This window comes from Acinetobacter sp. VT 511 (assembly GCF_001077515.1).
In the GTDB taxonomy this organism is placed as follows: domain Bacteria; phylum Pseudomonadota; class Gammaproteobacteria; order Pseudomonadales; family Moraxellaceae; genus Acinetobacter; species Acinetobacter schindleri.
The window spans coordinates 142,307-161,203 of the sequence record NZ_LFRE01000061.1; the positions used below are offsets into that span (position 1 = coordinate 142,307).

An 18,897-nucleotide genomic window follows, 5' to 3' on the forward strand; every position below is an offset into this window, starting at 1 on the left:
CTGTGCGTTTGTCACTTTTCTTTCAAAAGTTGATTATATCTTTCAACGTAACCGTCGTGATATTCAAGCCCTTTTGATAGGAATTTGCAGTGAAAGAATAGGCGAAACTTATCTTAAATAATGGTAATTCCTTATCTTTAAAATAGAGAACGCCCGATGAAATTCATTAGGCGTTTACTTTAAATAAGTGTCAGCTTATTTTATAACCAGATGTACTTGTCAATCATGATTCTTTTTCTCAATTGCCTTAAAAAAACAATCTTGCTATTTTTGACTTTTCACACCATTTTGTTCAATTTGTACTGCGGCTTGCCAGCTAGGTAGTTGGCTTAAACCTGCTGCGTAACGTTGGATATGGGGATAATTTTCACCTTGTCCCATATGATAAACTAAAGCATGTAGTCCAAAGCCCATCATGAAGTCAGCACCGGTTAAACGGTCTGCCACTAGAAATTCTTTATCTTTTAAATATTCATTTAAATGGCCAAATACTTTATCGAACTCAACTTGAGTATAATTTTCTAGAAATACCAACTTCGTGCCCTGCTTGGTTTCTATCGTATTAAACGTTTTTAACAAAAATGGCAGCATGGCAGAGCTTTCTGAGAAATGAATCCACTGTAGATAATCGACATAGGTAGATTCATCCATATCTGGTGCTAAATGCGGCGCAAGTTTCTGAATTAATAACTCAACGATTGCGCCTGACTCTGCAATAACTTTGCCATCCCATTCCAATACTGGAGATTTCCCTAAAGGGTGAATGGTTTTTAAAGAGTCAGGGGCCAAATGCGTGCTTGAGTCACGATAATAGCGTTTCAGCTCATAGGGCTGCTTGATTTCTTCAAGTAACCACAAAATACGAAAAGAACGTGATTGATCTAAATGATGTAGTGTGATCATGATAATTCCTATTTTTTTAAATTTTTACAACCACTTTGCCAAAGTTTTCGCCTTTCAACATACCATTGAAAGCATTGATCGTGTTATCTAAACCTTGCACCATATGCTCTTTATATTTGATTTTTCCGTCTTTCAACCATTCAGACATTTGCTGATAGAATTCCGGATACTGACTGCCATAATCATCAAAAATAATAAAGCCTTGCATGCGAATACGCTTTTTTAAAAGGGTGGAAATAAAGCCCGGTAAACGGTCTGGCCCTTGTGCTTGCTCGGTAGCGTTATACTGGGAAACCACACCACATACCGGTACACGTGCTGCAGAGTTAAGCAATGGCCATACCGCATCAAACACTTTACCCCCTACATTCTCATAATAAATATCAATACCGTTGGGAACTGCTTGTTGTAATTGTTCTGCAAAATTTTCATCATGATGATTGATACAAGCATCGAAGCCAAGCTCTTCTACTGCATAACGACATTTTTCAGGCCCACCTGCGATGCCAACCACGCGACAACCTTTAATTTTGCCAATCTGTCCAACCGTAGCACCAACAGGTCCCGTTGCAGCTGCAACGACTAAAGTTTCACCGGCTTTAGGCTGACCAATGTCCAACAGCCCCATATAAGCAGTAAATCCTGGCATTCCCAAAATACCCAATGCCCAAGATGGATGTTCAGGTTGCATACCTAAGCTTTGACATGCAGTCCCATTAGAAATTGCGTAGCCCTGCCAGCCATTTCCTGAAAGAACCCACTCGCCTTCTTTGAATTTTGGGTTTTTAGAGGCTACCACTTGACTGACTGTTCCACCGACCATCACTTCGCCAATTTCAACCGGTGCTGCATATGAAGGAGCATCACTCATGCGACCACGCATATAAGGATCGAGTGACAGGTAAATGGTCTTTAACAACATTTCGCCTTGTTTAAGTTCATTGAGCTCAACTTGCTCAATACGAAAATCGCTGTGTTTTGGCTCACCGACTGGCCTTTGAGCTAAAATGATACGTTGATTAATAACTGTTTTCACACATATAACTCCATGTTTTATTTAGAAGTATTTCTATTCACAATCAAAAATTATGATTAAAATTTCTTTACATCCATTGTAAATGAGTTATAATAAAAAACAATACGACCGGTCTATTTTTTTACAATAGAGTAAATAATTAATATGAAGCCTACTCCTATTAAAAAGTCTGAAGCGAAGCGCTTACACATTCTTAATACCAGTTCAGACCTGATTTTGCATAAAGGTTTTACTGGTGTAGGATTACAGGAAATTTTACAGAGCTGTGAGATCCCCAAAGGCTCGTTTTATCATTATTTCCAATCCAAGGAAGCTTTCGGATGTGAATTGGTACAGCATTATGTAGATAATTACCAAGTCCGTTTAAATGATGTATGGCGTAGTGATAAATCCCCTTATCAAAAGCTGATTGAGTATTTTAATTTATGGATAGAAGATCCTGAAACACAGTGTGGTTGGGCGGATAGCTGTTTAATTGTGAAACTTGCCGCAGAAGTTGCCGATCTATCTGAAGATATGCGCTCCATTATGTCCGCTGGCGTCGATGATGTAATCCAACGGATTGCTGCTTTAATTGATTTGGGAAAACAGGATCAGTCTATCCAAGCAGATACTGAGGCCTCGACGTTGGCACAAGTACTTTACCAAATGTGGTTAGGTGCAGCATTACTGAGTAAGTTGCAAAAAGATAAAACACCATTACATCAAGCTCTGAGAGCAACTAAATTTCTATTAAAAAGTGAAGATTCATAAAAATTAAATTAAATATCAACAACATAATTAATGGTTTATGAGAGCAACCCAATGATTACTTATTCATGTATTGCTATTAGATCGATTTACAATCAATGAGTATAGCGCGCAATGAATTCTCCTTCTAAAGCCCTCGTGACTCGTATTTTAGTCGGATATTTAGGCTTATATCCCACACTATTACTGGTACTCACTTTATTAAAGCCAATTACTCAGCATCAAAGTTTCCCGATGATGGTGTTGATTGAAGTCATAGTATTAGTGCCAGTAACGCAACTGATTTCTTTCCCACTGGCAGGTTGGCTCATTACACAGCTAAAAAATTTTAAGAATTTGTTTTAAGAAGAATTTATGCTGGCAACAGCAATCCTAAATCCTTATTTTGCCAACCACAAAGGTTGGCAAAATAACTCACTTAGTCAATATTAATCTGCGTAAGCTGGATAATCAATATAGCCTTTTTCCGTCCCACCATACATAGTGCTTGCATCTACTGCATTCAATGGCCAGCCATTGGCGATGCGATCGGGTAAATCTGGATTCGCAATAAATGGGCGTCCAAATGCAATTAAATCGGCCAGCCCTGCCTCTAAAATTCGAGTCCCTCTTTCTGCCGTATATCGACCTGCATAAATAATCCGACCACTGAAAGTGTCTCTGACATCTTTACGAAAATCATGAGGAAGTTCTGGTGCATTATCCCAATCAGCTTCTGCAATAGATAAATAGGCAATCCCAACTTCTTCAAGTATTTTTATGGCTTCAATATAAGTCACATGTGGATCATCTTCAACCAACCCTATGTAAACACGATCTTCCTCTGTACTTTCAAATAGCGGGGCAAAACGCACTCCTAAACGATCTGCACCAACCACCTCAGCAACTGCCTCTACTACTTCACGTAAAAAACGCAAACGATTGTTTAGTGATCCACCATATTCATCTTCACGGTGGTTACTATGTGCAGAGATAAATTGATTCACCAAATAACCATTTGCACAATGAATTTCAACCCCATCAAAACCAGCAGCCAAGGCATTGCGTGCTGCTTGAGCATAGAGTTGCACTAATTCTTTAACTTCTGCATTGCTTAAAGCACGTGGCATTGAAGGATCAGCCAAGGTCCCAGCATTAGGCCCGGTCTCAATAAAGACTTTAACATTACTATCAGCCCTAATAGCCGAGGGTGCGACCGGTGATGCATGATTGGGTTGCAAAGATGTATGTGAAACACGCCCAACATGCCAAAGTTGTGCAAAAATAATGCCTCCTTTAGCATGCACTGCTTCCGTCACTTTACGCCATCCAGCAATCTGTTCAGAGCTGTAAATACCGGGCGTCCAAGCATAGCCTTGACCACGGGGCTCGATTTGCGTACCTTCGGTGACCATAAATCCTGCCCCGGCACGCTGTTGATAATAGGTTGCCATCAGTTCATTTGGAATATTACCTGGCTGACTACTGCGCGACCGTGTTAATGGTGGCAATACAATACGGTTTTGCAAAACATAAGGGCCTAAGCTTAAGTTCTGAAAAAGTTTGCTGTCTTTCATTTCATTGTATCCAAGTAATCATGACTTAATTGATCTAAATTAAAAAAATACCCTTCCTTCCTGTATATAGAAAATTAAAGGAAGGAAAGCTATTAACTCAGGCCCTTCACCATTAAATGAGGGTTATTTTGCTGATTGCGCCCGTTGCTCAGAGTCAGAAGTTTTATTCATTGCTAAGCACCACAACACAAACTAGCTACTCTTTATTTCAACAATTGAAGTAATGCTGAGGCAGTTGCAGCAGAAGATGCTGGATTTTGTCCAGTAACCAGCAAGCCATCTACTTGAACATATACTTGCCAATCATCCACTTTAGAATAATGACCACCGTTTTCTTTAAGCATGTCTTCGACTAAAAATGGTACAATTTCAGTCAAACCTACAGCGGCTTCCTCAGTATTGGTGAAACCAGTCACTAATTTACCGCTAACTAAAGGCGCTCCATTACTCGCTTTCACATGACGAAGAACACCCGGGGCATGACACACTGCTGCAACAGGTTTGCCAGACTGAATCGCCTGTTCAATCAGAGAAATTGAAATCGGATCTTCTGCTAAATCCCACAATGGGCCATGCCCGCCTGGATAAAACACTGCATCATAATCAGCTACAGAAATTTCGCTAAGTTTATGCGTCTGTGCCAATGCTTGCATTGCAGTTGGATCTGCTTCAAAACGATGAGTGGTTTCAGTTTGCGCATCGGCTAAATTACTTTTAGGATCTAGTGGTGGCTGCCCACCTTGGGGCGACGCCAGCGTAACTTCAGCACCAGAGTCAATAAAGGTGTAATACGGTGCAGCAAGTTCCTCTAGCCAGAAACCTGTTTTCTTACCAGTATTGCCAAGTTGATCATGTGAGGTTAAAACGATTAAAATTTTCATTTTATTTCTCCGATAATTTTCAGAATTGAGGAGCACTGTTGCATAATCACATACCGTATGGCGTGAGCATGCCAGATACGCTTATTTAGATGCTCGTCTCAAGAATTTGGCGACTGACCTCTAATGAAACATTTTTATGTTCGCCTAGCTGTGTCAGATTATGTGATTTAAGTTGCGTAATGATGATCTCAATATCTGTCTCCCCCAGTCCATAATCGCTAAGACGAGTCGGCAATCCAAGTTGCTCAAAGAAAGCTCGAGTACGAGCAATAGCAGTATCAATACGTTGTTCTTGATCACCTTCGACAATCTGCCAGACTCGAGCTGCATACTGTAGTAATTTTTCTCGCTTCTCTTGACGACGCACTTGTAGATTGGCCGGCAACACAATGGCCAAGGTACGAGCATGATCAATACCATGTAAAGCCGTGAGCTCATGCCCAATCAAATGGGTTGACCAATCTTGTGGTACACCAGCTCCAATCAGCCCATTCAGTGCCATGCTAGCAGCCCACATCAAATTCGCACGCGTGTCATAATCTGCTGAATCTTCCAAGATTTTCGGTCCAATCTCAATCAAAGTTTGCAATAGACCTTCGGCAAAACGATCTTGTACTTGTGCATTGACAGGGTAAGTTAAGTACTGTTCCATGACATGAATAAATGCATCAACCACGCCATTTGCTAACTGGCGCGTCGGCAAGCTAAAAGTTTTATTCGGATCCAGTACGGAAAATTGCGGAAAAACATAGGGGCTGCTAAATGACAATTTGGCTTGGGTCGATTTTCTGGTTACTACCCCACCGCTATTCATTTCTGAACCAGTTGCCGGAAGGGTGAGTACACTCGCAAAAGGCAAAGCTTGAGTAATTTTAGTACCATGGGTTTCTAAAATCTCCCATGTATCCCCTGTATAATTGACTGCTGCTGCAATAAATTTAGTACCATCAATTACCGATCCACCACCGACAGCCATCAAGAAATCAATCTTTTGTTCTCGAATCAGCTCTACAGCTTTCATGAGGGTTTCGTAACTCGGATTCGGCTCAATTCCGCCAAATTCATGAATTTCTCTTGCACCTAATGCTTCACGCACTTCAGCTAAAGTACCATTCTTACGTGCACTTTCACCACCAAACAACATTAATACTTTTGCTTCTGTAGGCACATAGTCATTGATTTTAGCTATTGTATCGCCACCAAAAATAATGCGGGTCGGATTATAAAAGTTAAAATTCAGCATATTTTTATCCTAGGATGATCAGTTAATTGATTTGAAAAACCACCGTTATTCATCAAATAAACTTTAAAAAAATTGGACAACACTGCGGCTTTTGACTGCACCATGTGCTAACTATACATAAAAATAGACCAGTCGTCTATTTTTATAAAAATTATTTCAGCTTGGCGACTTTAGTGATGGTTAAACACATTCAGGCTTGTTCTATACCGCTTTTATTATTGATGTATTTTCACGAGCGATTGTTGTATGGAAGGTATCAACATGTATGACTACTGACATGGTCGTGAACGCATTGGCTAAAACAGTGAATGACTCATACAAAATAACGATGATTAAATATTTTAAAAGCAGATTGGCACGGTTTAGCAGATGTACAAATGCGACAGTAAATTAGATAGATTGGTTCAATATAAGGCATGTACATGGGTGCATTCGTTTATTTACCCTGTTTTGGATATTGACCCATGTAAATGATGAGATTAAGCCATTAAATAAAGTAGCCCAACTTGAATAAAAAGCCTCTGACAAACCTCACAGGGTTGAAGTGCTGCCTTTCATTCAAAATTTCAGGCAGCACATTTATACATTTAAGCGTCGGTTTAAGCTGGTAGTTTACTCGCCAAAACATCTACTTTTTCAATAGACGGTGGCTCTGAAAATAGCTCTTCGGCCTGAGCCATCAACGCAGCTGCAACCTTGCCAGATAAATGTGCTTGGCGACCCGCCTCATCAGGAAATGCATCAAAAATACCAAATGTTGTAGGTCCAAGACGTAAGCCAAACCACGCAACTGTCGCAGGTTCTTCCATTACAATAGGTAAACCGGCTTTAAGGAAAGCTTCCACTTCGTCTTCTTTACCCGGTTTAGCTTCAAGACGGACATATAAAGCTGTTTTAAGCATGACTAAAACTCCACAATTGATTAGAATTTAAACTGATTCTGTCATTGCTAATGGATGCATGTCAGAAAGTTTTGTTGTATAAAAGTTAAAAAACATCCCATAGCTGAGCCAAAATTTAGGTTTTTATTTCGACATAATGCTATGAATTTATTCAAGTTAATATCATTAACATTTGAATCAAAAAATCAAGATATGAGATGATTAAATTCAATCTTAGTTATATAAGGATCAATTGACTCTACCTTAGATTTATAAGCTGACCTCTTCATCTGGAAGTTATATTGCTCAAGAAGCATTCAAGAACAACATGCACATCTTCATATCTATGAAAGTTATTTAGCTAGGAATTTGCTGTGAAACTCTATATGTTTCTCTATAAAGCTCGCAATGAAGTAATAGCTATGGTCATACCCTTCTCTTAGGTTAAGTGTAAGAGGATATTCTTGTTCCAAACAAATATCACTCAGAAGCTTAGGTCTTAACTGTTCTTCAAGAAAATCATCAGCTGTTCCCTGATCGACTAAAATAGGTAAATGAACTTCAGCGTTTTTGATTAATTCAATCGCATCATAGCTTTTCCATAAAGTTTCGGTTTCACCTAGGTAGTGTGTAAAAGCCTTTTTCCCCCAAGGTACTTGGCTAGGTGCAACAATTGGTGCAAAAGCAGAAATACTTTTATACAGCTCAGGGTTTTTTAAACCAATTACTAATGCACCATGACCACCCATGCTATGCCCCATAATGCTTTGGACTTGGTTGGTCGGAAAATTCAGGTCAATCAGATTTCTGAGCTCTTCCACAATATAATCATACATTTTGAAATGCTGTGACCAGGGTGCTTGTGTTGCATTCACATAGAATCCTGCGCCTTGGCCTAAATCATAATCTGCATGATCTGGTACATCCTCTCCACGTGGGCTGGTATCTGGTGCAACAATAATGACTTTATGTTCAGCCGCATACTTTTGTGCTCCGGCTTTAGTAATAAAGTTCTGTTCGTTGCAAGTCAGTCCTGATAACCAATATAAAACTGGCAACCGCTCATCTTTATGATGAGGTGGCAGATATATTGAGAATTTCATTGAACAGTTTAATGCTATTGACTGATGGCGATACACTTCTTGCGATCCACCAAAAGAAACATGTTTCTCAATTATTTCCATAATCAATTACCTATGTTGAGCAAGACTTCATGAGAAATCGAGTAAACAAGGAGTCTTACATTCTCCACAGAGAATAGTGATAAAGATTTAAAATGTAGGCAGGTTGATTGAACCTATACACGATGCCTACACAGATAGATCGGTTTTACAGATAATGTGCCGTTTTAGAGGATTCCATGCATGTCAATCATGATTCACATGCATGGAAAAGTATAAGGTCTGACGGAATTATTCGTAATGAATTACAGTACGAATTGACTTACCTTCATGCATTAGATCAAAGGCTTCATTGATCTGATCCAAGCCCATGGTGTGTGTCACAAATGGTTCTAATTGAATTTTACCTTTCATGGCATCTTCAACCATTCCTGGAAGTTGCGTACGACCTTTTACCCCACCAAAGGCAGAACCTAGCCATTTACGACCAGTAACCAGTTGGAATGGACGGGTAGAGATTTCCTGACCTGCGCCAGCTACACCAATAATTACGGATTGTCCCCAGCCACGGTGTGCACTTTCAAGGGCTGCACGCATCACATTCACGTTACCAATACATTCAAATGAATGATCTACACCCCAGCCAGTCATTTCGACAATAACTTGCTGGATTGGTTTATCGTAGTCTTTAGGATTCAAGAAGTCCGTTGCACCAAACTCTTTTGCCAGCGCAAATTTATCTGGATTCATGTCAACCACAATAATACGTCCTGCTTTAGCTTGACGTGCGGCTTGTACGACTGCTAGACCAATACCACCTAAACCAAAGACCGCAACACTATCACCTTCTTGTACTTTAGCCGTGTTGTGTACTGCACCGATACCCGTTGTTACTCCACAACCCAGTAAGCAGACATGTTCGTGATTGGCTTCAGGATTGATTTTAGCCAATGATACTTCTGCCACTACCGTGTATTCACTGAATGTTGAGCAGCCCATATAGTGGTAAATCGGTTGACCATTGTAGGAAAAACGAGTGGTGCCATCTGGCATTACGCCTCTACCTTGAGTTTCGCGAACGGAAATACACAAGTTCGATTTTCCAGATTTACAGAATAGGCACTCGCCACATTCAGCGGTGTAAAGTGGAATTACATGATCACCTGGTTTGACGCTAGTCACGCCTTCACCAACCTCAACTACAACACCAGCACCTTCATGCCCGAGAATAGCTGGAAAAACGCCTTCAGGATCATCGCCAGACAAAGTAAATGCGTCTGTATGACACACACCAGTATGGGAAATCTTGATTAATACTTCACCTTTCTTCGGTGGTGCAACATCAACTTCAACAATTTGAAGAGGTTGACCAGGACCAAACGCAACAGCAGCACGTGACTTCATGGAATAACTCCTTATACAGATCTATTTTAAATATGATTTTAGAATCTTGGCGATTTCAGCCAATTCTTCTTTTCGTTGTTGTTCTGTGGTTTCACCTGATACTAAAGTGTCCTTTAAATGAACCTCCAACATTTCATTCATCAAACCATTAATAGCACCACGCACAGAGCATATTTGTTGCAGAATTGCACCACATTCGACATTGTCTTCTAACGCTTTTTCAATCGCTTGCGTCTGACCTTTGATCTTTCTGACGCGTAGAAGAATCTTTTTTTTGTCTTCAACCTGATTAGGCATCAGACCTCCTTATTTGTTAGCATTAATACTATAGTACCCCATAGTATAAAAAAAACAATATTTTTTATAAATCGAAAAATCAAAAAGCTCTTTAGCGAAAATTTTCTATCCCTGTTTTTTAGTTTTTTTAAATTAACATCATAGAGCTTATGCGAAAGTCACAAAAAAAAATGGGACTTTTAGCCCCCATTTTTTTTGGCTCATGTTCTTTGTAATGCTGTGACCTTTTAGAATTATGTTTCCAACTTTTAGCCACTTTGTAGATATTTTGAACATATCACACCTTAAAAATACTACCGACAGTTTAGATTAAACCGCCTTTATAGACTGTACTAGAATATCTTAAGGAGCGGATGATATTTATTATTCATTATTTAGGAATTATTAAATCCTATAAATATCATTTATTGGATTAATTAACTTTGGTACTGTGCACATCATCCCCCAGTTAAAAATAAGGAACAATTATGAATAAGATGATGAATGCTCTTATCCTAGAAAATTTTGGTGATCATGAATTTAAACGTGTAGAACTCCCTATACCTCAACCAGAGGCTGGGCAAGTTCTAGTCCGTATTCATGCCAGTGGTGTAAACCCTATTGATTATAAAATTCGTCTTGGTGAAGCACCATATGCTATGCCAGAGCTTCCTGCCGTGTTGGGAACGGATATGGCTGGGGTTGTCACTGCTGTTGGTGAAGGTGTCACCCGCTTCAACGTCGGAGATGAAGTTTACGGTCTGATAGGTGGCGTTCGTGGTCTTCAAGGATCTTTAGCAGAATATGTTGTAGCAGATGCTGATCTGATCGCATTAAAGCCACGCAATATCTCTATGCGCGAGGCAGCAGTACTACCATTGACGTTCCTCACCGCTTGGGAAGGTTTAGTGGATCATGCGAAGGTCCAACCAGGGCAAACTGTACTGGTTCAGGGTGGTGCTGGTGGCGTTGGTTATATGGTGGTTCAGCTTGCAAAAGCACTTGATGCAAATGTTTGGGCGACTGGTCGTACAGCTGATCAATCACTGATTTCAGAACTCGGTGCAACACCTCTCGATTACACAACAGCATCTTCCGATGACATTATTGCTGCAAGCCCTGAGGGTCAAGGTTTTAACATTGTTTACGACACTGTGGGTGGTCCAGTACTCGAAGCTTCGCTTTCCATGACAACTCACTATGGCCACATTACCAGCTGTGCTGCATTTGGTAATCATAATTTAGCGAGTTCATCTCTACGGTGTGCCACAGTGTCTGGCGTATTCGTCCTAATGCCGATGTTAACAGGCAATCGCCGTGCTCATCATGGTGATGTCCTTAAGATCGCGACTCGTCTCGTTGAGGAAGGTAAACTGCGTCCTATTGTTGATCCTCGTCATTTTACTCTAGACCAAGCGATTGAGGCTCATGATGCTGTTCAAGATCGCTCTGCCAATATTAAGGTCGTGATTGATGTCATTTAACGCACTTCAGGCCAAGACTTGGCGCTTCAATAGTATTGGAGATACAGATGTTCTGACATTAGAAACACTTCCTGTGGCTTTACCAGCCGCAGGAGAAGTTCTAATCCAGATGAAAACGATCGGACTCAACCGGGCTGATGTAATGTTTCGGCGTGGTACTTATATTCAAAAGGCAGTATTCCCTTCTCGTCTGGGATATGAGGGAGCAGGCATAGTTCTGGCGATAGGTGAAGGTGTACGCCAATTTTCTCCAGGAGATGCAGTATCGATTCTTCCGACTGACAATCTAGCCAAATATGGGACATATGCGGATAAGCTTCTGATTCCAGAAACTTTTTTAGTTCACAAACCCGATAGTTTAAGTTGGGAAGAAGCTTCTTCAATCTGGATGCAGTATTTGACGGCTTGGGGTGGTGTAATCCATGCTGGTGGAGTATCGAAGGGAAAAACGATCTTGATCACAGCAGCTTCAAGTAGTGTAGGACTAGCTGCGATACAGATCGCTGAAGCAGCGGGTGCTAAGGTCATTGCAAGTACACAAACGATAGAGAAAAAGCAACGTTTACTGGATCTCGGTGTTAAAAATGTTATAGCCAGTGAAGATGAACCAGATTTGTATGAGGCGCTTGTTTCACGTTTGGGTGGAGAATATCTTGATGTCGCCTTCGATGCTGTAGGAGGGCCGCATATTGAACAGATTGCAAAAGCGATGTCGGTAGGAGGAACGATGGTTATGCATGGTGCACTTAGCCCGGAGATCACACCATTCCCCCTTAAAGTTGCATTACGCAAGAGCTTAACCATGCGAGGTTTTTTGTTCCTTGAGGTTCTCCATGACCCTGTTCTAAGGGAGCAAGCCAGACGATTTATTCTTAGCAGTATAGGTGCAGGATATCTTCGTCCAGTGATCGACCGTTGCTTTAACTTTGAGGACATGCATGACGCTCAGCGCTATCTTGAATCAAATCAGCAAATAGGAAAAATTGTAGTTACTCTAGATACATGATGTTCTTATCTGATTCAGTTTTCTATATGGCCCAACACTTCCGCTAAGTAATCAAACAATGCTCGGATTCGCAAAGGTGTCGGGCCCCGCTGTGGACGATATAAATACAGGCGCCAAACGGGAGAGGTTTCCTCATGAAGTATCTGAATGAGCTTACCACTCCTAAGCCACGGCAAAACTAGAAATCCAGGCATGTGTCCGAATCCAACTCCAGCGAGAATCGCTTGAAATTCAGCTTCTAGATCATCTGTAATAAAACGAGGCTTTGATGGCGTGAAGCTTCGACTTTCGGTGAATGTCCATGGCCAGTAACGCCCTGTTTTATGATCGAATAGTGCTGTTAGAGGGTATTTATCAAGGTCAATAATTTTTTTAGGCATTCCGACCTTATCAATTAACTCTGGCGTACCCACAGAATAAAAGTTCACTTTAGCCAATTCCCTTGCCACATATCGATTGTCCGGCAAAAATCCAAATCTGATCCCGATATCTATCCGCTCATCGATCACATCCGAGTGTGAATCTGTTAGCACACAATCCACGACAATATCTGGGTAACGTGTGGCAAATTCTGCTAGTGCAGGTACTACCAATTTACGCCCTAACACAGACGACACAGTAAGACGGACAGTCCCACGCATTTCATCTCGTTTTTCCTTGGTGTCTTTTACAAACAAAGCATCGATCGATCCCACCGCAAAACGTGCTTGCTTTGCCAGACGCTCACCATCAGCGGTAATTTTAATTTGTCGAGTACTCCTGTAGAACAGAATCTCTCCGCGCTGCTCTTCTAGCTCCTTTATTGCCCGTGTTACTACCTGCGGGGAAATACCGAGCTGAGTGGCTGCCTCTTTAAAATTTCGAGACTCTGCTGCGACACAAAAGATACGCATCATTTCCAATTTGTTCTGCATGTCCAACCCTGTAGTCTGGTAATTATTCCGTAAATAGGAATTCTGAAAGATAATATTATTCATTTATTATACCTAACAAGGCTGTAATACTTAATCCATCAAATATGATTGACAGATAAGTTGAAGGTTACTTGTATGAATAATATAGAAAATAAAGTTATTGTTATCACTGGTGCAAGTAGTGGTTTAGGTGAAGCTACTGCTCGCTTACTTGCTAAAAAAGGTGCAAAGGTTGTACTTGGTGCTAGACGTACTGAAAAATTAGAGGCTATTGTTCACGACATTCGTGCTGAAGGTGGTCAAGCTGAATTTATTGGTATGGATATAACCAAACCACATGAAGTACAAGCACTTATTGAAAAGGCATTAAGCGCATTTGGTCAAATCGATGTATTGGTAAACAATGCTGGATTAATGTCTATTGCACCATTAAGTGAGCTAAAAGTTGATGAATGGGATCGTATGATCGACATTAATATTAAAGGTGTTCTTTATGGTATAGCAGCTACTCTACCTGTTTTCCAAAAACAAAACTTTGGACACTTTATTAATCTCGCATCTGTTGCAGGGATAAAAGTATTTAGTCCAGGAGGTACTGTTTATAGCGGTACTAAGTTCGCTGTAAGAGCCATCTCTGAAGGACTTCGTCATGAAGTTGGGGGAACAATTAGAACGACGACTATTGAGCCTGGTGCAGTTGAGTCAGAACTAAAATTCGGTTCTTCTCATAAAGAAAGTTCAGAGTTTGTTACTGATTTCTACAAACAAGCCATACCAGCTGACTCAGTCGCTCGAGCAATTGCTTATGCAATTGAACAGCCTGCGGATGTAGATATTAATGAAATTGTTTTACGCCCAACGAGCCAAGAGTTTTAATTATTGAGGAACATAAAATGGGAGCACTTGGCTCCCATTTTTACTCTATTTTTTTAAAGTTGAGGACAAATCTATGAAAGCCGTATCGTATGTTATCAATCACCATGATGATTTTAAAAATTCATTGGTAGATATTGAAAAAGTGAAGCCTACGCTTAAGGAGCGTGATGTACTGGTAAAAGTTCAGGCAATCTCTGTGAATCCAGTTGATACCAAAGTGAGAAAAAATTCATCTGAAGCAAATAATCGTATTTTAGGTTGGGATGCCGTTGGTGAAATTATTGAAATTGGCTCAAAAGTTACCTCGTTTAAAGTAGGAGATTCTGTTTGGTATGCTGGCGATTTAACCCGAGATGGTAGTAATGCTGAGTTTCAAGCAGTCGATGAACGAATTATCAGTCTTAAACCCATTACAGTATCTAATGCAGAAGCAGCAGCATTGCCATTAACTGCAATAACGGCATGGGAAATGCTGTTTGATCGGTTTCAAATTTCAGAAACAGAAGTTGGCAGTATTCTGATTATTGGTGGTGCAGGCGGTGTAGGATCTATCGCTATCCAACTCCTAAAAGCAAAAACAAATCTGACCGTTATAGCAACAGCTTCACGTGAAGAAACGAAATCTTGGGTGGAATCACTTGGTGCCGACCATGTCATTGATCATAGCAAAGATTTAAATGCACAAATCGAGACACTAGGCATTGCAAAACCAAAATACGTATTCTCTACAAATCATACAGAAACCTATATCAAGCAAATAGTTTCTCTGATTGCACCACAAGGCAAGCTTGGATTAATCGATGATCCACAAACCTTTGATATTATGCCGTTTAAGACTAAATCTATTTCTATCCATTGGGAGTTGATGTTCACCCGTTCAATGTATGAAACCGATGATATTGAAAAGCAAGGTGATCTATTGCAACAGGTTGCCCAATTAGTTGACCAGCAAAAAATTAGAAGTACCCTCAACCAAAATCTAGGCAAAATTAACGCTGCAAACTTGGAGAAGGCGCATAAGTTGCTTGAATCAGGTAAGTCAAAAGGCAAAATTGTACTAGAAAACTTCTAAAACAAATTCAAGGTGAAATAATGACTATTTCAATCATTGCGAACTTTAAGGCAAAGTCAGATCAAAAAGAGACGTTAGAAGCGCTTTTAAAAAGTGTAATAGAGCCTACGCTTCACGAAGAAGGATGCTTGAAATATGAGCTTTATATTAGCGAAAATGACTCGAGTAGATATTTTTTCTTAGAAGAATGGCGTAGCAGGGAGGATTTAGATATCCATATAGCCTCTGATTATATTCAAAGTTTATTTGGTAATATCCAATCGCTCATTGAATCCAGTGATATTGTAGAAATCAAAAAAATATAGCTGTATTCGGACATTATGATGAAGTATTCTTCAAAGTAACATAGGGAATTAGAAAGTTAATATAAAAATGGGAGCTCTAAGCTCCTATTTTTTTTGAGACTTTAAATGGCTTTGTTGCACAAAGCTATTCTTGAAGGCTTCTTCAGCAATATAATTTCCAAATGAAGAAGCCTACACCTAAAATCTATCGTACAACCAATTGGTCCTCGTATAACCAAGCTTTAATCAAGCGAGGAAATATTTCAATCTGGTTTGATCCTAAGACGCAATGGTATGCACAACCACAAGGCAAGCACGGACGAAATCAAACTTATTCCGATACAGCGATTCAATGCTGTTTAATGATCAAATCTCTATTCCGTCTTTCTTTACGTATGGTTACTGGCTTTGTTCAAAGCCTGATTAAACTCTGTGGCTTGAATTGGATAGCACCAGATTACTCCACCCTTTGTAGACGACAAAAGCATATTGATATTGCGATAAGCTATCAGAAAAGTCGTGATGGGTTACACCTACTCGTTGACTCTACGGGTTTAAAATTTTTAGGTGAAGGCGAATGGAAGCGTAAAAAACATCAGCCTGAATACCGTCGGCAATCGCGTAAACTGCATATTGGTATAGATGCTGAAACACTGCAAATGCGTGCCGTTCAGCTTACGACAAATAATGTCAGTGATTCACAAGTACTAGGTGATTTGCTGGATCAAATTCCACTAGATGAGCGAATAGATTCTGTCTATACCGATGGCGCGTACGACACGAAGTGCTGCAGACAAGTGATTTCAGATCGTCAAGCACATGCAGTAATTCCACCCAGAAAGAATGCCAAGCCCTGGAAAGATTCTAAAATAAGTTCAATAGAACGAAATGAGTTACTTCAAACGGTTAAACATTTAGGCAGAACCCTATGGAAAAAATGGTCGGGTTATCACCGTCGTAGTTTGGTGGAAACCAAGATGCATTGCATCAAATTATTAGGAGATAAGCTGACGGCAAGACATTTTCAAAGTCAGGTCAATGAAATTCATGCGCGTGTGGCAGTTCTGAATAGATTTACGGAATTAGGTAGACCTCAACCTCACACCCAAGTTGTCTCTTAAATTTGAATGGATTGGGGAAAACTCAGCTTTTGAATGTTTATGCAACAAAGCCGGCCATGATTCAACGTCATGACATGCCTGCTTGAGAAGCTTGAAATGAGGGTATTATCCTTTTTCGCTTGGTTAGTGGTTTTGTCAACTTAACATTTCACAAAAAATTCACTATTAAATACATAATCTTTAATTAGAAGTAAAACGCTGAAATTTATAATTGTAAAAATTTAGCCAATGCTTTTAAAAAAATTAAGTAAATCGTATCAAATATAAATTTATATAGGTGTATTCTTCAATGGCTATAGAATTTGTTTCCAAATCAAAGTTACCTACTGCATTTGGCGATTTTGAAATTATAGCATTTCAAGACCAAAGTACTGGTGAAGAACATATCGCTCTTGCTAAAGGAATGGATACTATTTCTAATCAACCTGTACTCGTTAGAATTCATTCAGAATGCTTAACAGGTGATGCTTTTGGATCACTCAAATGTGATTGTGGTCCACAATTACACTCAACTATGAAAATGATGAATGATGCAGGTCAAGGTGTGATCTTATACTTACGCCAAGAAGGTCGCGGCATAGGACTAACCAATAAAATTCGAGCTTACGCCCTTCAAGACCAAGGACATGATACTCTTGACGCCAATTTATTATTAAATTTACCAGCAGATGCTCGTAAATATGATATGTGTACCATTATGTTAGATTATTTAAAAATAAAGAATGTAAAACTCATTACAAATAATCCCCTTAAAATTAAATCTTTAACTGATTTAGGAATTAATGTTGTTGAACGTATTCCTTTAAAAGTTGGTTTAAATATCTTTAACAAAGCTTATCTAGAAACAAAGCAAAAACGTATGTCACATCTATATGATAATAGTGATTTTTAAAAAGCGATCACTTTTAGAAAAAAATCCACATATAAAGTTCCATCTCCCTTTCGGGAGAAGGCGAAGATAAAATACTGTTTTATATTTAATTATGGTTTTAAAGAATACCTATCAAAGAAGCTGGCTTATTCTTTATTTTCTCTCAGGATTTGCGAAAAAACCGTGATTTTTTCTAAAGTCGCGTTCATCCCTTTATTAAAAAAAGGGCAGAGTAAAACTTGAAGTGCGACATAAACCACCTAATTAATTTAAAGGGTTTATGGAGTATATAAAATTGTCATACCATCATCTTAACTTTGAAGATCGTACTGCATTAATGCTTGAGTCAAGAAAAGAAGGCTTTTCAGCCAGAAAATTTGCTGAACTCATTAAAAGACATCCTAGTACGATCTATCGTGAGCTTAAAAGAAATAGCATCAATGACGTTTATCAAGCTCGATATGCTTCTGATAACACCTTCGCTAGACGTAGACGTGGTCACAGAAAACTCAAAATCGATTCAATCCTCTGGAAATTTATTGTTGAAGCGATCCGTTGTTTATGGTCTCCTCAGCAAATAGCAAAGCGTTTAAAGACATTTCCTGATTTGGATCAAACAATGAATGTAAGCCATACAACGATTTATTCAACGATACGAGCATTACCAAAGGGTGAGTTGAAAAAAGACTTATTATCCTGTCTGCGTCATGAAAATAAAAAGCGAAAAGCTAACGGTGAACCTAAAAAAGATTCTATATTACAGGATATTAAAACTATTCATGAGCGCCCAGCCGAAGTTCAAGAAAGAAAAATACCGGGTCATTGGGAAGCTGATTTAATTAAAGGTAAAGACAATAAAAGTTCGATAGCAACACTTATTGAACGAAATACACGGCTCTGTATCTTGGCAACATTACCTGATGCAAAGGCAGAATCAGTGCGCAAGGCTTTAACTGAAGCTCTGAAATATTTACCTGCAGAACTGCGTAAAACGTTGACCTATGACCGTGGACGCGAGATGTCAGAACATAAAATACTCGAAGAAGATTTAGGCATAGATGTATATTTCTGTGACCCACATTCACCTTGGCAAAAAGGCACATGCGAAAATATGAATGGTTTAATTAGGCAATATTTACCTAAAGGGATTGATTTAAATCAGGCAGATCAGCATTATTTAAATCAAGTTGCCATGTCACTGAATACTCGTCCTAGAAA

Annotated in this window: 20 protein-coding genes and 1 pseudogene; 11 read left to right on the forward strand and 10 right to left on the reverse strand. The window is 39.6% G+C overall.

Annotated features, from left to right (window positions below):
- Window positions 1-264: 264 nt before the first annotated feature.
- Together ACS72_RS09295 and ACS72_RS09300 are read right to left on the reverse strand one after the other, a co-directional pair.
- Window positions 265-903: a glutathione S-transferase family protein gene (locus tag ACS72_RS09295; RefSeq protein ID WP_048881939.1), complete on the reverse strand. Its 639-nt coding sequence runs from the start codon at window positions 901-903 to the stop codon at window positions 265-267.
- Between the two features lie 16 nt (window positions 904-919).
- A complete protein-coding gene (locus ACS72_RS09300; protein ID WP_048881940.1) occupies window positions 920-1,939 on the reverse strand; it encodes an NADP-dependent oxidoreductase in 1,020 nt (339 codons plus the stop codon).
- 144 nt (window positions 1,940-2,083) lie between these two features.
- On the opposite strand from ACS72_RS09300, the gene ACS72_RS09305 reads away from it, so the two are divergent.
- Entirely contained in the window at window positions 2,084-2,692 is a 609-nt protein-coding gene (locus ACS72_RS09305) for a TetR/AcrR family transcriptional regulator (RefSeq protein WP_004281836.1), read from the forward strand.
- A 111-nt stretch (window positions 2,693-2,803) separates the two neighbouring features.
- Window positions 2,804-3,034 (forward strand): hypothetical protein, encoded by a 231-nt coding sequence (locus tag ACS72_RS09310; protein ID WP_048881941.1) that lies wholly within the window; start codon window positions 2,804-2,806, stop codon window positions 3,032-3,034.
- Between the two features lie 83 nt (window positions 3,035-3,117).
- Here ACS72_RS09310 and ACS72_RS09315 read toward each other — a convergent pair whose 3' ends face one another.
- The 3 genes from ACS72_RS09315 to ACS72_RS09325 all read right to left on the reverse strand — a co-directional run bounded on the left by ACS72_RS09315 (window position 3,118) and on the right by ACS72_RS09325 (window position 6,369).
- Window positions 3,118-4,245 (reverse strand): alkene reductase, encoded by a 1,128-nt coding sequence (locus ACS72_RS09315; RefSeq protein ID WP_048881942.1) that lies wholly within the window; start codon window positions 4,243-4,245, stop codon window positions 3,118-3,120.
- 203 nt (window positions 4,246-4,448) lie between these two features.
- Window positions 4,449-5,126, reverse strand: coding sequence for a type 1 glutamine amidotransferase domain-containing protein (locus ACS72_RS09320; RefSeq protein ID WP_004915316.1), 678 nt, complete (start codon window positions 5,124-5,126; stop codon window positions 4,449-4,451).
- Between the two features lie 85 nt (window positions 5,127-5,211).
- A complete protein-coding gene (locus ACS72_RS09325) occupies window positions 5,212-6,369 on the reverse strand; it encodes an iron-containing alcohol dehydrogenase (RefSeq protein WP_048881943.1) in 1,158 nt (385 codons plus the stop codon).
- A 160-nt stretch (window positions 6,370-6,529) separates the two neighbouring features.
- On the opposite strand from ACS72_RS09325, the pseudogene ACS72_RS18005 reads away from it, so the two are divergent.
- A pseudogene (locus ACS72_RS18005) lies at window positions 6,530-6,760 on the forward strand (IS3 family transposase); the annotation flags it as partial.
- A gap of 208 nt (window positions 6,761-6,968) precedes the next feature.
- On the opposite strand, the gene ACS72_RS09330 reads toward ACS72_RS18005, so the two are convergent.
- From ACS72_RS09330 to ACS72_RS09345, 4 genes are all read right to left on the reverse strand, one after another.
- Window positions 6,969-7,271 carry a putative quinol monooxygenase gene (locus tag ACS72_RS09330; RefSeq protein WP_000920558.1) on the reverse strand — a complete coding sequence of 101 codons (303 nt, stop codon included), beginning with the start codon at window positions 7,269-7,271 and terminating at the stop codon, window positions 6,969-6,971.
- 332 nt (window positions 7,272-7,603) lie between these two features.
- The gene (gene fghA, locus ACS72_RS09335) at window positions 7,604-8,434 is read right to left on the reverse strand and encodes an S-formylglutathione hydrolase (RefSeq protein ID WP_048881944.1); all 831 of its coding nucleotides are present in this window, start codon (window positions 8,432-8,434) and stop codon (window positions 7,604-7,606) included.
- A gap of 228 nt (window positions 8,435-8,662) precedes the next feature.
- On the reverse strand, window positions 8,663-9,775 hold the full coding sequence (locus ACS72_RS09340; RefSeq protein ID WP_004682263.1) for an S-(hydroxymethyl)glutathione dehydrogenase/class III alcohol dehydrogenase: 1,113 nt from the start codon (window positions 9,773-9,775) through the stop codon (window positions 8,663-8,665).
- 21 nt (window positions 9,776-9,796) lie between these two features.
- Window positions 9,797-10,072, reverse strand: coding sequence for a metal/formaldehyde-sensitive transcriptional repressor (locus tag ACS72_RS09345; protein WP_001133624.1), 276 nt, complete (start codon window positions 10,070-10,072; stop codon window positions 9,797-9,799).
- Window positions 10,073-10,539: 467 nt separating this feature from the next.
- On the opposite strand from ACS72_RS09345, the gene ACS72_RS09350 reads away from it, so the two are divergent.
- Both ACS72_RS09350 and ACS72_RS09355 read left to right on the forward strand, forming a co-directional pair.
- Window positions 10,540-11,535 carry a zinc-dependent alcohol dehydrogenase family protein gene (locus ACS72_RS09350; RefSeq protein ID WP_048881945.1) on the forward strand — a complete coding sequence of 332 codons (996 nt, stop codon included), beginning with the start codon at window positions 10,540-10,542 and terminating at the stop codon, window positions 11,533-11,535.
- Window positions 11,525-12,541, forward strand: coding sequence for a zinc-dependent alcohol dehydrogenase family protein (locus ACS72_RS09355; RefSeq protein WP_048881946.1), 1,017 nt, complete (start codon window positions 11,525-11,527; stop codon window positions 12,539-12,541). Before ACS72_RS09350 ends, ACS72_RS09355 begins: the two co-directional genes overlap by 11 nt.
- A 14-nt stretch (window positions 12,542-12,555) precedes the next feature.
- Here the strand turns inward: ACS72_RS09355 and ACS72_RS09360 are convergent, their stop codons facing one another.
- Window positions 12,556-13,455, reverse strand: coding sequence for a LysR family transcriptional regulator (locus ACS72_RS09360; protein WP_048881956.1), 900 nt, complete (start codon window positions 13,453-13,455; stop codon window positions 12,556-12,558).
- A 135-nt stretch (window positions 13,456-13,590) separates the two neighbouring features.
- On the opposite strand from ACS72_RS09360, the gene ACS72_RS09365 reads away from it, so the two are divergent.
- The 6 genes from ACS72_RS09365 to ACS72_RS09390 form a co-directional block, all read left to right on the forward strand.
- Window positions 13,591-14,331: an SDR family oxidoreductase gene (locus ACS72_RS09365; RefSeq protein WP_048881947.1), complete on the forward strand. Its 741-nt coding sequence runs from the start codon at window positions 13,591-13,593 to the stop codon at window positions 14,329-14,331.
- A gap of 73 nt (window positions 14,332-14,404) precedes the next feature.
- A complete protein-coding gene (locus tag ACS72_RS09370) occupies window positions 14,405-15,403 on the forward strand; it encodes a zinc-binding alcohol dehydrogenase family protein (RefSeq protein ID WP_048881948.1) in 999 nt (332 codons plus the stop codon).
- Between the two features lie 20 nt (window positions 15,404-15,423).
- A complete protein-coding gene (locus tag ACS72_RS09375; RefSeq protein WP_045795876.1) occupies window positions 15,424-15,708 on the forward strand; it encodes a putative quinol monooxygenase in 285 nt (94 codons plus the stop codon).
- A 161-nt stretch (window positions 15,709-15,869) separates the two neighbouring features.
- A complete protein-coding gene (locus ACS72_RS09380) occupies window positions 15,870-16,808 on the forward strand; it encodes an IS5 family transposase (RefSeq protein WP_048881949.1) in 939 nt (312 codons plus the stop codon).
- A gap of 289 nt (window positions 16,809-17,097) precedes the next feature.
- The gene (gene ribA, locus ACS72_RS09385) at window positions 17,098-17,700 is read left to right on the forward strand and encodes a GTP cyclohydrolase II (protein ID WP_045795875.1); all 603 of its coding nucleotides are present in this window, start codon (window positions 17,098-17,100) and stop codon (window positions 17,698-17,700) included.
- Between the two features lie 316 nt (window positions 17,701-18,016).
- Window positions 18,017-18,897 (forward strand): IS30-like element ISAba125 family transposase (locus ACS72_RS09390; RefSeq protein WP_235675451.1); only part of this gene is annotated, 881 nt, incomplete at its 3' end.